Origin of the sequence: Martelella sp. NC20, from assembly GCF_013459645.1 — a bacterium.
Lineage (GTDB): Bacteria > Pseudomonadota > Alphaproteobacteria > Rhizobiales > Rhizobiaceae > Martelella.
Map to the genome: position 1 here is coordinate 5,084,799 of NZ_CP054861.1, position 13,491 is coordinate 5,098,289.

At 61.0% G+C, this 13,491-nt stretch carries 12 protein-coding genes; 11 read left to right on the top strand and 1 reads right to left on the bottom strand.

Features of this window, described 5'->3' with window-relative positions; all coding sequences use genetic code 11:
- Nucleotides 1-4 precede the first annotated feature (4 nt).
- Nucleotides 5-736, top strand: coding sequence for an SDR family oxidoreductase (locus tag HQ843_RS24315; protein WP_180900787.1), 732 nt, complete (start codon nt 5-7; stop codon nt 734-736).
- A gap of 263 nt (nt 737-999) precedes the next feature.
- The gene (locus tag HQ843_RS24320) at nt 1,000-1,725 is read left to right on the top strand and encodes an SDR family oxidoreductase (RefSeq protein WP_180900786.1); all 726 of its coding nucleotides are present in this window, start codon (nt 1,000-1,002) and stop codon (nt 1,723-1,725) included.
- Nucleotides 1,726-1,768: 43 nt separating this feature from the next.
- Here the strand turns inward: HQ843_RS24320 and HQ843_RS24325 are convergent, their stop codons facing one another.
- Nucleotides 1,769-3,175 (bottom strand): autotransporter outer membrane beta-barrel domain-containing protein, encoded by a 1,407-nt coding sequence (locus HQ843_RS24325; RefSeq protein ID WP_180900785.1) that lies wholly within the window; start codon nt 3,173-3,175, stop codon nt 1,769-1,771.
- Nucleotides 3,176-3,518: 343 nt separating this feature from the next.
- Between HQ843_RS24325 and HQ843_RS24330 the strand changes: the two genes are divergently transcribed.
- From HQ843_RS24330 to HQ843_RS24370, 9 genes are all read left to right on the top strand, one after another.
- Nucleotides 3,519-4,268, top strand: a complete 750-nt coding sequence (locus tag HQ843_RS24330) for a GntR family transcriptional regulator (protein ID WP_180900784.1) — start codon at nt 3,519-3,521, stop codon at nt 4,266-4,268.
- Nucleotides 4,269-4,338: 70 nt separating this feature from the next.
- On the top strand, nt 4,339-5,877 hold the full coding sequence (locus HQ843_RS24335; protein ID WP_210275295.1) for a putative N-acetylmannosamine-6-phosphate 2-epimerase: 1,539 nt from the start codon (nt 4,339-4,341) through the stop codon (nt 5,875-5,877).
- Between the two features lie 36 nt (nt 5,878-5,913).
- Nucleotides 5,914-7,236: an extracellular solute-binding protein gene (locus HQ843_RS24340; RefSeq protein WP_180900782.1), complete on the top strand. Its 1,323-nt coding sequence runs from the start codon at nt 5,914-5,916 to the stop codon at nt 7,234-7,236.
- Nucleotides 7,237-7,313: 77 nt separating this feature from the next.
- A complete protein-coding gene (locus tag HQ843_RS24345) occupies nt 7,314-8,186 on the top strand; it encodes a carbohydrate ABC transporter permease (protein ID WP_180900781.1) in 873 nt (290 codons plus the stop codon).
- On the top strand, nt 8,183-9,004 hold the full coding sequence (locus tag HQ843_RS24350) for a carbohydrate ABC transporter permease (protein WP_180900780.1): 822 nt from the start codon (nt 8,183-8,185) through the stop codon (nt 9,002-9,004). Before HQ843_RS24345 ends, HQ843_RS24350 begins: the two co-directional genes overlap by 4 nt.
- 216 nt (nt 9,005-9,220) lie before the next feature.
- Nucleotides 9,221-10,288: a LacI family DNA-binding transcriptional regulator gene (locus HQ843_RS24355; RefSeq protein ID WP_180903336.1), complete on the top strand. Its 1,068-nt coding sequence runs from the start codon at nt 9,221-9,223 to the stop codon at nt 10,286-10,288.
- Between the two features lie 117 nt (nt 10,289-10,405).
- The gene (locus tag HQ843_RS24360; RefSeq protein ID WP_180900779.1) at nt 10,406-11,677 is read left to right on the top strand and encodes an ABC transporter substrate-binding protein; all 1,272 of its coding nucleotides are present in this window, start codon (nt 10,406-10,408) and stop codon (nt 11,675-11,677) included.
- Between the two features lie 89 nt (nt 11,678-11,766).
- Complete coding sequence (locus tag HQ843_RS24365) at nt 11,767-12,663, top strand: carbohydrate ABC transporter permease (RefSeq protein WP_180900778.1); 897 nt, start codon at nt 11,767-11,769, stop codon at nt 12,661-12,663.
- Nucleotides 12,660-13,484, top strand: coding sequence for a carbohydrate ABC transporter permease (locus HQ843_RS24370; RefSeq protein WP_180900777.1), 825 nt, complete (start codon nt 12,660-12,662; stop codon nt 13,482-13,484). Before HQ843_RS24365 ends, HQ843_RS24370 begins: the two co-directional genes overlap by 4 nt.
- The last annotated feature ends 7 nt before the right edge of the window (nt 13,485-13,491 follow it).

Here is a 13,491-nt window from a genome sequence, read left to right on the forward strand (position 1 = left end):
AAGAATGTCTGTATCGCTGGAAGGCAAAATCGCCGTCATTACCGGAGCGGCCTCGGGCATCGGGCTTGCCACAACCGAAAAGCTTCTGGCGGCAGGCGCGACGGTGGTGATGGTCGACCGCAACGCGCAGGCGCTCGACGAGCTCGTCACGCGCCTTGGCCCCAAAGCCGTTCCACAGGTCACCGACCTTCTGGATTTCGACAGCTGCAACGCCATGGTGCCCGAGATCCTGCAGAAGGTCGATCACATCGATATTCTGTATTGCAATGCCGGCACCTATATCGGCGGCGACCTGGTCGATACCGATCCGGCCGCCATCGACCGTATGCTGAACCTCAACGTCAATGCGGTGATGAAGAATGTCCACGCCGTGGTTCCGCACATGACCGGGCGCAAGACCGGCGACATCATCGTCACCTGCTCGATCGCCGGCCATTTCCCGGCCTATTGGGAGCCTGTCTACACCTCGTCGAAATGGGCCGTCACTTGTTTCGTGCAGACCATGCGCCGCCAGATGATCCCGCATGGCGTTCGCGTAGGACAGGTTTCGCCCGGACCCGTGGTCTCCGCCCTTCTGGCCGACTGGCCCGAGGAAAACCTGCGCAAGGCGAAAGAATCCGGTGCGCTAATCGAGCCGGAGGAAGTCGCCGATGCGGTCGAATACATGCTGACCCGCAAGCGCACCGTCACAATCCGTGACATGATCGTGCTTCCGACGGCTTTCGACAGGGTCTGATACCAACGGTCATTGAAAACGGCCGTTGGTATTCCGTTTGCGAATTCCCAAGTCATCAGGACAATTGGGAAATTCGCAATTCCTTCAAGGCGAGGATGCGTCAGCATCTTCGCCTTGCCATGAGAGGGTCGGTCCCGGACCGAGCGCGATCACACCGGAGCGGAGCTGCCTTTCACGCAGATGCGGCCCCGCTCTATCTGTTTGTTTTTAGACGCATCCTCGCCGACATCAGGCAAAGGCGAAATGCGTGAATGGAGGCATTGATGCAATTTTCGGACAAATCCGTCATCATCACCGGCGCGGGCAAGGGGATCGGACGCGCCTGCGCAACGCTGATGGCCAGACGTGGAGCCGAGGTGATCGCGCTCAGCCGCACCATGGCCGACCTCGACAGCCTGAAGGCCGAAACCGGTTGCCGCATCATCGCGGTCGACCTGCAGGACCCGAAGGCTGCCCGCGCCGCCATGGCCGAAGCCGGCACGGCGGATTATCTGATAAACAGCGCCGGGATCAATGTGCTCGAAAGCACGTTCGACATGAGCGAGGCGGGCTATGAGGCCGTGCTGGGGGTCAATCTGCGGGCAGCGCTGATCACCTGCCAGGAATTCGCGAGGGCCCGACGTTTGGCCGGCGGCGGCGGCGCGATCGTGAACATTACGTCTATCGCCGGGCATCGCGGGTTTTCCGAACATCTCTGCTATGCCGCCTCCAAGGCCGGCCTCGAAGGCGCGACGCGGGTGATGGCCAAAGAACTTGGCCCGCACAATATCCGCGTGAATGCGGTTGCCCCGACCATCACGCTGACCGAACTGGCCGTCGAAGCCTGGAGCGATCCCGCAAAAAGCGAACCGATGATGGTGCGCCACCCTCTCGGGCGATTTGCCGAGGCGGACAATATCGCCGCCGGTATCGCGATGCTGCTCTCGGATGATTGCGACATGGTGACCGGCGCCGTCCTGCCAATCGATGGCGGGTTTCTGGCCGTGTAATGGGCGCCACCGGATTTCTTCTTTCAATCCGGGGCGCCTGTCCTCAGAACCTGATTTTCAACGTCGCCCTGAAATTGTGCCTCGGGGTGCCGTCGCCGAACTGGCCGGTATAGCTGATGCCGAGGTTGGCATTGTGCCGGAGCCGCGTCTGCAAGCCCGCCGAAAGCACCGCGTAATTCTCTGCCTGCGACGCACCGCCCAACTCCGTGAACGCATCCCAATCCCGATGGATATAGGCCGCCCCCAGGAACGGCTTGACATGGAAGCTGTCGGTAATCTTGAACCTGTGGCTGATCCTGCCATAAAGCTGGAATACTCCTGCGTTGTAGCTGTCCGTAATCTGCTCCGGAAGCATCGAGAAGACGATGTTGCGCCGGCTCGAAACGTCGTGCCAGGTATAGGCCGCCCCGAAATCGACGCCGAAGCCATCGAAAGCGCTGCCGCCATAGACGCCGAGCGTCAAGTGATCGGACGAGCCATCGGCATTGTTGGACTCATTCTGGTAGTTCAAGTGGCCATAGCCGGCGAGCCCGCCGAAATGCATGGTCGGGGACGCCGCGAAATCGCCGCCGACAAGGAAACCGTTAAACTGGTCGGTGATCGCAGCCACATTGCCGTTGCCGTCGGGCTTCGACCACGAGCCATAGCCCGTCGTCCACAGCCGGATGCCTGAATTGCCCTCCTCGAGCAGGCCCGAAGCGACGTCCATCCGGTCCGCCGTCGCCTCACGGACATGACGGCTGACCGCCGCCATCGCCGCATCGCTCGAAAGCGCATCGAGTGCCGTCACCGCATCATCGCGCTGCCCGGCCATCGCCTTGCCGAAAAGCAAGTCGCCCTCGCCCAGCCCCTTGAAGACCCCGCAATCATCCCGCGTTAAGCCGCCGTTTGCGCAGGATGCCAATATCAAGGCGTTTTCCTTGAGGTCCATCACCAGCATATTCGGGTTGCCGGGAGAGACCGGAAAGCTGATGTCGACGTTGCGAGCTTGCGGGTCGCTACATTCCATATTGCCGTAATTGACGGGGCTCCCGGCCATAATGACCGAATCGGCGTCTTCCCTGGGCACCCCGACCTTGAAGACGACTGTGCCGTAATGAGGCGCGCCGATATCGACAGCGCCGCCCGTAGCCTTATCCCCTGCTCCCGTGTTCATGTATATTTTGTAGTCGGCATTTACCGAAAAGGTCTGCGGCTCGGCAACGGTCCCCCCGCATTGTTGTGCTCCTTGAATCGTATAATTGGCGGCATCCGCGTCCGGACCGGATTTTCCCGCCACGACGGCCGCCGCCCGCGCGCCGTCGACCTCTCCAGGATGGAAGCCGCCGCCAAGGAAGAGGCAGCCCATCACCGCCATGCGGTAAAGAAAGCAACCGACTGTTGCGCGCAATGCATGAGGCCGCATCCTCATCTCGACAACGGAATGATCCCGGAGCTCCGCGGTGGCCATTCAAGTGCTCCCGACAACATGCGGCGGCAGCGAACGCCGCCCGCGCAATCTCAACGCGAACCTTTACTACATGTGTTTTTCCTGACTTCAATGTTATATTTATAAATACATAAAATCAACTTACATGTTCATTTATAAATTCTGGAGAAAAGTAATTATACAAATTTAAACATGTATATATTTTGTTTTTTATTACTTTGCTTCTGACTTTCCTCCTGCGCGGGCACCGAGTTCGGTGAAAAGGGAATTCGGGCTATGAGCACGGGTGACCTTCCCGATTTGCCTTCCGGGGATAATACCAGTATAAGTCCACATCATTTTTTACGACCCACCGGATTAGTCCATGGCCGCAACGGACATAATAGAGCGCGTTCGCACTGCCCTTGCTGACAGCTCGGCCGATATTCCCTTGTACAAGCGGCTGAAGACGGCGCTCGAACAGGTCATCCTTTCCAATGCGCTGCATGCCGGCGAGCGGTTGCCGGGCGAGCGCATTCTGGCCGATGAGCTCGGGCTTTCGCGGGTCACCGTGCGCAAGAGCTTCACGCTGTTGCAGGAGGACGGGCTGCTCAGCCGGCGTCATGGCGCAAGGACGGAAATTGCCTCCAAGGTCGAGAAGACGCTGTCGACGCTGACCAGCTTTTCGGAGGACATCCGCTCGCGCGGCATGGAGCCCGGATGTATCTGGCTTTCCAAGCTTATCAGCCGGCCTTCGCCGACGGAAATGATGGCGCTCGGCATGGGGGGCAGCGAGCATGTCCTGCGCATGCGACGCATCCGCACCGCCGACGGCAAGCCGATTGCCATCGAGATCGCCAGCGTGCCCCAGCGCTACCTGCCGTCGCCCGAACTGGTCGGCAACTCGCTCTATGAGGCGCTGGAGGCGCGGGGCTACCTGCCGCAACGGGCGGTTCAGCGCATGCGCACGCGCGCCGCCTCGCGCGAAGACAGCGAACGGCTTTCGTGCCCACCCGCCGCGCCGCTTCTGGTGACCGAACGCAGATGCTTCCTGGCGCAGGGCGACGTCATCGAATATTGCGAGACGCGCTATCGCGGCGACGTTTACGATTTCGTTTTCGAACTGCAACGATAATACCAGTTATAAACTGGTTGCATTCTGGTCTCTTCTGCGTTGCTATATGCAAAAAGCAGCGGGGATTGCGGTGCAGCCGGACATTCTGAAAAACAGCCTGATCGTTTCATGCCAGCCGGTGCCCGGCGGTCCGATGGACGAGCCGGTTTTCGTGGCGGGTTTTGCCATGGCGGCCGTCGCGGCCGGGGCCACGGCGCTCAGGATCGAGTCCGCCCGCTATGTCCGGGCCGTGCGGCCGAAGGTCGATGTGCCGATCATCGGCATCGTCAAGCGCGACCTTGAAGACAGCCCGGTTCGAATCACGCCGTTTCTCTCCGACGTCGAGGATCTCGCCGCGGCCGGCGCGGATATTATCGCGATCGACGCAACCAGCCGGCCGCGCCCCGTGGCCCTTGCCGATCTGGTCGTCGCCGCCCGCGCCCATGGAAAGCTCACCATGGCGGACTGCTCCTCGCTCGAAGACGCGCGCCACGCGCTTGAGTGCGGCATGGACTTCGTGGGCACAACGCTTTCCGGCTATGTCGGCGGTCCCGAGCCCGAGGACCCGGATATCGCCCTGATCACCGAAATGGCTGCCCTGACCCCCTATGTCATCGCCGAGGGCCGCATCCGCACGCCGCAGCAGGCAGCCGATGCCGCCCGCGCCGGCGCGTTTGCGGTAACGGTCGGCTCCGCCATCACCCGCACGGAACACACCACGGCCTGGTTCCGCGACGCGCTGGCCGACGCCTACCGGGCAGATGACGACCGCGCGGTGCTGGCGATCGATATCGGCGGGACGAAGTCGATGGCGGCCCTGGTCTCCGATGGCAGGCTCATCGAGCGGGTCCAGGCGCCGACGGCTGCCGGCGGCACGCCCGACGGCTGGCTCGCCGCCATCCATGCCGCCACCCGGGACTGGCATGGCCGCTATGGTTCTGTCGGAATTGCGGCCACAGGTCTTGTGGAACAAGGCCTGTGGCAGGCGCTGAACCCGGCCACGCTCGATATTCCGGGCCGCTACCCCCTGAAGCAACAGGCCGAGAGCCTGTTCGGCGCACCGGTCCTTGCCGTCAATGATGCCCAGGCGGCGGCGTGGGGCGAATATCTGGCCACCGGCAAGACGACGGGATCGATCGTGTTTCTGACGATCTCGACGGGCATTGGCGGCGGCGTTGTCAGCAACGGCGCGCTGATGACCGGGCTTGCCGGACATTTCGGGCTGACGCGCAGCGCCTCGGGCGGCGCAGCCCCGCTTGAGGACCGGGTCTCCGGCAAGTTCATCGCGGCCGAAGCCGCTCGTCTGGGCCACGATCAAGACACGCCGGCGGTTTTCCGGGCCGCCGCCAATGGCGAAGAATGGGCCGCCGATATTGTCGATGGCTCGGCAGCCAAGGTCGCCTCGCTCTGCGCTGATATCAAGCTGATGTTCGACCCCGATACCATCGTCATCGGCGGCGGCATCGGGCTGGCCGATGGCTTCCTTGGCCGGGTCACGAAACATTTCGCCGCGCTGCCGCCGCGCCTGAGGCCGGAACTCAAGGCGGCGCGCTGCGGCGCCGAGGCCGGGCTGATCGGCGTCGCCGATCTGGCGCGCGCGGCGGCAGCCAAGGGCAAATGCACCACGTAACGACTGCAGAAACCAAACAAGAGAAGGGAACTCGACATGATCAGGAAAACCACAATAGCAGCCATTGCAGCACTTCTGGCCGGCACCGCGCTGCCGGGCCTTGCCAACGCCAAGGTGACGGTACTCGGCTGGCCGGGCGGCTCGGAAGAAGCCGCCTTGCGGGCGGCGACCGAGGTCTACAACGAAACCGCCGCCGATGACGACAAGGTCGAGCTGATCTTCTTCAGCCGCGACGGTTTTTACGACAAGCTGCAGGCCGATCTCGCGGCCGGCTCCGACGCCTTCGACATCAACCTGATCGCGACCTACTCGATCGGACGCTACGCCCCCTATATGGAGCCGATCGACCTTGGCGACACCGCCGAGAGCGTGTTCGGCAAGGCGGTTCTGGAAACCATGCAGTATGAGGGCAAGCAGTACGGCGTGCCGACCGACCTTTCGCTCCACTTCATGTATTACCGCACGGATCTGATGGACGAACTGCTCGGCGATGACGATGCCAAGGCTGAATATTCGAGGATCGCTGAGGAATATCTCGGCAAGCCGATGGAGCCGAAGCCGGCTGACGAATGGACCTGGGACGACTGGGCGGCAACCGCGCTCTATTTCACCAAATCCGTCAATGGTGACAGCCCGGTGCGCTACGGCACGGTTCTGCAGATGAAGAACCTGCTGTTCAACATGATGGTGTTCCAGTCCCTGCCGCGCTCCTATGGCGCCGACTGGCGCGATGCCGACGGCAACATCACCATCGATTCCGAGGGCTATCGCAAGGGGCTCGAACTCTACAAGACGCTCTACGATGCCGGCGCCACGCCCAAGGATTCGCTGTCCTATGAATATGCCGAAACCAATGCCGCCTTTGCCTCCGGGCAGGTGGCGACGGCCCTGCAATGGAATGCGGCCGCGGCCGAACTGACCGATCCCGAAAAGACCCCGGCCGTGGCCGACGTCACCGGCGTGGTCGCCCCGCCGGCAGGTCCCGAAGGCCGCGCCGATCATATCCACGGTCTCGGCCTCGGCCTGAACAAGAATGCCGCAAACAAGGAAGGCGCGGTGAAATTCCTGCAATGGCTCGCCACGGAAGATGCAGCCCTGCTTTACGCCGAAAACGGCGGCTCACCGGCGCTGATGCCCGATGTGGTGGCAAAAATCGCCGACGAGCGGCCGGATCTGGTGGACCTCGGCAATTTCGCCAGCCAGTATGGCTATGTGATGGATGGCGGCACCTCGGCCAATGCGCTGTCGATCTATGAGGTGCAGGCGCGGGAATTCACCGGTTACTGGTCCGGACAGCAGAGCCTCGACGAAGCGCTCGCAAACACCAAGGCGGAAATGGAAAAACTGCTGAACCAGTAGCAGGGAGACCCATGGCGGCGGTGATCACGCCGCCATGACGGTTCCCGGATTAACGATGAACATCGGCGGTTAACCTTATGCAACTTGTGAAACCGGGCGAAGGTCGGCTGTTTCTGTCCCCGCTTGTCATATTCCTGCTGCTCTTTCTGGGCTTTCCGGCGATCGTCAATCTGGTCTACTCGGTCTCGTCGGTCTCCTTCGAGAACCTGCGCGCGCCGGAACTCAGCGGATTTGGAAACTATCTGGAAGTGCTGAACGACCGGTATTTCTGGCAGGCCTCATGGTTCTCGCTGCGCTTCGGCATCATCACCGCGCTGGCTGAATGCCTGATCGGGCTGTTTCTGGCGATCTTTCTCAGTCCGCTTCTCGGCAAACGGCCCTATCTGATGGCGCCCCTGATGCTGCCGCTGATGGTCGCACCCGCCATGGTCGGCCTGATGTATCGGTTGGTGCTGCATGAGTTCGCGGGGCCCGTCCCCTATTATCTGTGGATGTGGTTCGGCGACAGCCCCGCCTTTCTTGATGCGAACAACGCCTTCAAGACGCTTGTCGTCATCGAAACGCTGCAGTGGACGCCGTTCGCGTTCCTGCTGTTTCACACGGCCTATTCCGCGATACCGACGGATGTGCGCGAAGCCGCTTCGCTCGACGGCGCCCGCGGATGGATGATGCTGACCAGGATCGAGCTTCCGCTGATCATGCCGACGCTGGTGATCGCGTTCTTCATTCGCTTCATCGATGGGTTCCGCGTTTTCGACAACATCTACGCGCTCACCGGAGCCGGAGCGGGCGGTTCGACGACGTCGCTGTCGATCTATATCTATCAGGCATTCTTCAAGCAGGGCGCGATCGGCAAGGCCGTCGCCGCCTCCGTCATTCTGTTCATCGCCTCGCTCATCGTGCTGTACGCCCTGACAGCGCTCGGTGCGCGCAGAAAGGGCCGGTCATGATGAAGACGCTGCGCTGGATCGTGTTCGCCGTCGCCGCGATCGCCATGAACTTCCCGGTGATCGTGACGCTGATCACCTCGTTCAAGAGCGCGCGCGAGATCAGTTCCAATGCCGGCTTCTGGATCAACAGCCCGACGCTTTCCAACTATCTTTCGGTGCTGACGGACACGACCCGTTTCAACATCTGGCTCTATCTCTTCAACTCCACGGTGGCCGCGCTGATCGGCACGGTGCTGGCGATGATCCTGACCTTTCCGGCGGCCTATGCCATCGCCCGGTCTCAGGTCGGCCGGAAAGTCCTGTTTCCCGTGGTCGTCAACCTGCGCGCCGTGCCGCTGATCATCTTCGCGATCCCGCTCTACATGATGTACCAGTGGCTGGGCCTGCTCGACACGCGGATCGGCCTCGGGCTGATCCTGACGATCGTCAATATCCCGCTGGCGCTGGTCATCCTCGTCAACGCCATTTCCGAAGTCCCGGTCGATCTTGATGAAGCCGCCAAGGTCGATGGCGCATCGACGCCGCAGATCCTGCGGCAGGTGATATGGCCGGTGGTCCGTCCCGCCATGCTGACCACCTTCATCTTCGGCTTCATCACCGCCTGGAACGAGTTCCTGTTCGGCCTGATGCTGACCACCAGCAAGGCCGTGCCGATGACGGTGGGCGCCTCGTTCTTCTTTGCCGCCAGCGGCGGTGGCGTCAACTGGGGCACGGCTTCCGCCGTCATGATCATCGGCGCGCTGCCGCCGGCCGTTATCGGGCTTTTGATGTACAAGCAGATTTTCGGCTCGATGACCACCGGCGCCGTCAAGGGCTAGAGCGGCGGGCGAAAAAGTGGAATCCGGTTTTTCGTCAACCCGACGCGTCAAAATAAAGAATCTGGAGCATATGGCGATGCTCCAGGCCCCGTTCATTATCCGCCCGGAACAACCCGAACCGAAAAGTGCAGGAAAGGGTTGCAGTCTATCCGGGTTTTGGTAAAAATTTACCAGAACTGCCAGACCGTTGTGGTTCCGGCTGCCTCGGGGGAGATGATGGTCACAATCCGTGAAATTGCGAAGGCGGTCGGCGTTTCCGCCGGTACGGTTTCCCGCGTGCTGAACTACGATCCCACCCTGTCGGTGAGCGAAGCCAAGCGCAAGGCGATCATCGAAACCGCCGAGGCGCTGGATTACGCAACGCCGCGCAACCGCAATCGCCGCAAGGTCGCGCCGATCCGCCCGCAGCAACCGCGCGCGGACCTTTTGCCCCGCATTGCCACGGTTCACTTCCTGGAGCGCGACGAAGAGCTGATCGACCCGTATTATATCGGGGTAAGGCTGGGCATAGAGAGGCGTTCGCAACACTACCAGAGTGAAATCGTGAAGGTGTTTCACGCCGACCTTTTCAACGAGGGCAGCCTGCTGCAGGGGGTCGCCGGCATCATCGCCGTCGGCAAGCACAGGCCCGAGGAGATTGCCTTTCTCGAAGAGTGTTGCGACCACCTGGTATTCGCCGACTTCCAGCCTTCGGATGAACAATACGACTGTGTTTACAGCGATCTTGCTCTGGCGACCACGAAAATTCTCGATAGCCTTGCCGCTGCCGGCTATCGGCGCATCGCCTTCATCGGCGCGGAGGACAGGATCAGCTTTGGCGATGTTCCCTACAGCGAAACCCGCTGCCGGGCCTATGTGGACTGGCAAAAGGCCCGCGGGACATTCGATCCGGCCCTGATCGCACTCAATAATGACTGCAATGACGGCCAGAATTTGCGGCTCGAAGTCGGCTATGAGCATGCCCGCGACCTGCTCGACCGCACGGAACGCCCGGATGTGATCCTGACCGCGAATGACAATATCGCGATCGGAACCGGCCGGGCTCTGGCCGAAGCGGGACTTTCCGTGCCGGACGACATCGCCATCGCTTCCTTCAACGACATACCGGTCGCCCAGTTCCTCAATCCCGCGCTTTCCACCATGAAGATACCGGGCGAAGCCATCGGCGAATGCGCCGTCGACCTGCTCGTCGAGCGCATCAACGGGCGTGAATATACCAAGCGCGTGATCATCCCCAGCGAGATGATCTGGCGCGACAGTTGCCGCCGGCCGCCAGCCGGATAGAAATATTTACTTAGTTTTTTACTAAATTTTTTATTGCGAAGTTTTCCAATTTGCAGTTAGCTTGTTGAAGGGCGGCAGGGAGAGCCGCCGGGCAATTGTCCAAACGGGAGGAAACCAATGGATAAGCAGAAAGTGCTGGGCCGCATCACGGGTGTGGCGCTGTCGGGGGCGTGTGTATTCGGTGCGACCGCCGCCTTCGCGGGCGAAATTACCATCTGGTGCTGGGACCCCAATTTCAATGTCGCGATCATGAAGGAAGCGGGCGAGATCTATTCGAAGTCGCATCCCGACACGACCTTCAACGTCGTCGATTTCGCCAAGGCCGATGTCGAGCAGAAGCTCCAGACGGCCCTTGCCTCCGGCGCCACCAATGCGCTGCCGGATATCGTGCTGATCGAGGACTACGGCGCGCAGAAATATCTCCAGTCGTTTCCGGGCGCCTTTGCGGCCATGGATGGCGTCGTCGATTATTCAGCCTTCGCACCCTACAAGGTGCAGTTGATGACGGTCGACGGCAAGGTCTACGGCATGCCTTTCGACACCGGCGTCACCGGCATGTATTACCGCCGCGACTATCTGGAGGAAGCCGGTTTCAAGCCCGAGGACATGCAGGACATCACCTGGGACCGGTTCATCGAGATCGGCAAGGATGTCGAGGCCAAGACCGGCCACAAGATGACCACGCTCGACCTCAATGACGGCGGCATGACCCGGATCATGATGCAGTCGGCCGGAAGCTGGTATTTCGACGAAAACGGCGACCTCGACGTTCTCGATAACGCAGCCCTCAAGGCCGCTCTCGAAACCCAGGCCAAGATCGCCAAGGAAGGCCTGATCTATCCGGCGACGGGCTGGTCGGATTACGTCAACGCGTTCACCTCCGGCAATGTCGCCTCGGTCATCACCGGCGTGTGGATCACCGGCACCATCAAGGCGCAGGAAGACCAGTCCGGCAAATGGGGCGTCGCCCCCATCCCGAAACTTGATGGCATCGACGGCGCGATCAATGCCTCCAACCTCGGCGGCTCGAGTTGGTATGTCCTCGAAAGCTCCGATATCAAGGACGAGGCGGTCGATTTCCTCAACGAAATCTACGCCAAGGACACCGGTTTCTACCAGAAGATCCTGGTCGAGCGCGGCGCGGTCGGATCGCTGCTGGCAGCGCGCGAAGGCGAAGCCTATCAGCAGGCCGATCCGTTCTTCGGCGGCGAGAAGGTCTGGCAGAAATTCTCCGATTGGCTGAACCAGATCCCGGCGGTCGATTACGGTATTTTCACCAACGAACTCGACGTCGCGGTCACCTCCAACCTCCAGTCGCTGGTCGACGGCAAGCCGGTCGACGAGGTGCTGAAGGCGATCAACGATCAGGCCAAGTTCCAGATCCAGTAAGGTGTCTGGCCGGGGCGGGTTCGCCTGCCCCGGCCTCGCCATCATGATTGTTGGAGAACCGGCTCGCCCGCCGGCAACTGGGATCCACCATGGCTAATGCAAGACCCGGCAATCTGAAGCGGTTCTACGACGTCAACGGCTGGCTGTTCGTGGCCCCTGCCCTCATTCTCGTCGCCGCCTTCATGTTCTATCCGATCATCCGTTCGCTGGTGCTGTCGTTCTATTCCGGCCGCGGCATGATGATGAATTTCGCCGGTTTCTCGAATATCCAGCGGCTCTGGTACGACGCCGTGTTCTGGCAGGCGCTGACCAACACGCTGACCTTCCTGATCATCCAGGTGCCGATCATGATCGTGCTGGCGCTGATCCTCGCCAATGCGCTCAACAATCCGCGGCTCAGATTCTCCGGCCTGTTCCGCACGGCGATCTTCCTGCCCTGCGTATCCTCGCTGGTCGCCTATTCGATCCTGTTCAAGAGCATGTTCGCCACCGACGGCATCATCAACAGCACGCTGATAGCGATAGGGCTTGCCGACAGTCCGATCGAATGGTTCACCGATCCGTTCTGGGCCAAGGTGCTGGTCATCCTCGCCATCACCTGGCGCTGGACCGGCTACAACATGATCTTCTATCTCGCCGCGCTTCAAAATATCGACAGGTCGATCTACGAGGCCGCCCGCATCGACGGGGTGCCGGCTTACCGGCGGTTCCTGCATATCACCATTCCGATGCTGAAGCCGGTGATCCTGTTCACCACGATCACCTCCACCATCGGCACGCTGCAGCTCTTCGACGAGGTCTACAACCTGACCGAGGGCAAGGGCGGACCGGCGAACGCGACGCTGACGCTGTCGCTCTACATCTACAACCTGACCTTCCGCTTCATGCCCAATTTCGGCTATGCGGCCACGGTCTCCTACGTCATCGTGCTGATCGTCGCGGTGCTCTCCTTCCTGCAATTCTATGCCGCGAGGGAACGCAATTGACGCCCCGCCGCCTCACCCGCCTCGCCACCGGCTCGCTGACATATATCCTGCTGGGGATCGCCGCCTTCATCTCGGTGTTCCCGTTCATCTGGATGGTGATCGGCGCGACCAACACCACCGCCGATATCGTCATCGGCAAGGTCACATTCGGCCATGCGCTGATGACCAATATCGAGGGGTTCCTCGCGCAGGTCGATGTCGTGCGGATCATGTGGAACTCGATCAAGATCGCCGGTCTCGGCACCTTCCTGACGCTCGCGGTCACCTCGCTTGCCGGTTACGGTTTCGAGGTGTTCCGCTCCAAGCTGCGCGACCGGGTCTACGCCATCGTGCTTCTGACGCTGATGGTGCCGTTCGCGGCGATCATGATCCCGCTGTTCATGATGACGGCCAAGGCCGGCTTGATCGACACCCATATCGCCATCATCCTGCCGTTCATCGCCTGGGCCTTCGTGATCTTCTATTTCCGCCAGGCCACCAAGTCCTTCCCCTCCGAACTGCGCGATGCCGCCAAGGTCGACGGGCTGAAGGAATGGCAGATCTTCCTCCACATCTATTTCCCGGTGATGCGCTCGACCTATGCGGCGGCGTTCGTCATCGTGTTCATGCTGTACTGGAACAACTATCTCTGGCCGCTGATCGTGCTGCAGTCGAACGAGACCAAGACGATCACGCTGGTGGTCTCCTCGCTCGCCTCCGCCTATTACCCCGATTACGGCACGGTGATGATCGGCACGATCCTTGCGACCCTGCCCACGCTCCTCATCTTCTTCGCCATGCAGCGCCAGTTCGTCCAGGGCATGCTCGGTTCCGTCAAATAGGTCATAC

Bases quoted from the DNA above. Each gene is read 5' to 3' on its own strand.
- HQ843_RS24315 (WP_180900787.1), top strand. From the start codon at position 5: ATGTCTGTATCGCTGGAAGGCAAAATCGCCGTCATTACCGGAGCGGCC.
- HQ843_RS24320 (WP_180900786.1), top strand. From the start codon at position 1,000: ATGCAATTTTCGGACAAATCCGTCATCATCACCGGCGCGGGCAAGGGG.
- HQ843_RS24325 (WP_180900785.1), bottom strand. From the start codon at position 3,175: ATGGCCACCGCGGAGCTCCGGGATCATTCCGTTGTCGAGATGAGGATG.
- HQ843_RS24330 (WP_180900784.1), top strand. From the start codon at position 3,519: ATGGCCGCAACGGACATAATAGAGCGCGTTCGCACTGCCCTTGCTGAC.
- HQ843_RS24340 (WP_180900782.1), top strand. From the start codon at position 5,914: ATGATCAGGAAAACCACAATAGCAGCCATTGCAGCACTTCTGGCCGGC.
- HQ843_RS24345 (WP_180900781.1), top strand. From the start codon at position 7,314: ATGCAACTTGTGAAACCGGGCGAAGGTCGGCTGTTTCTGTCCCCGCTT.
- HQ843_RS24350 (WP_180900780.1), top strand. From the start codon at position 8,183: ATGATGAAGACGCTGCGCTGGATCGTGTTCGCCGTCGCCGCGATCGCC.
- HQ843_RS24355 (WP_180903336.1), top strand. From the start codon at position 9,221: ATGGTCACAATCCGTGAAATTGCGAAGGCGGTCGGCGTTTCCGCCGGT.
- HQ843_RS24360 (WP_180900779.1), top strand. From the start codon at position 10,406: ATGGATAAGCAGAAAGTGCTGGGCCGCATCACGGGTGTGGCGCTGTCG.
- HQ843_RS24365 (WP_180900778.1), top strand. From the start codon at position 11,767: ATGGCTAATGCAAGACCCGGCAATCTGAAGCGGTTCTACGACGTCAAC.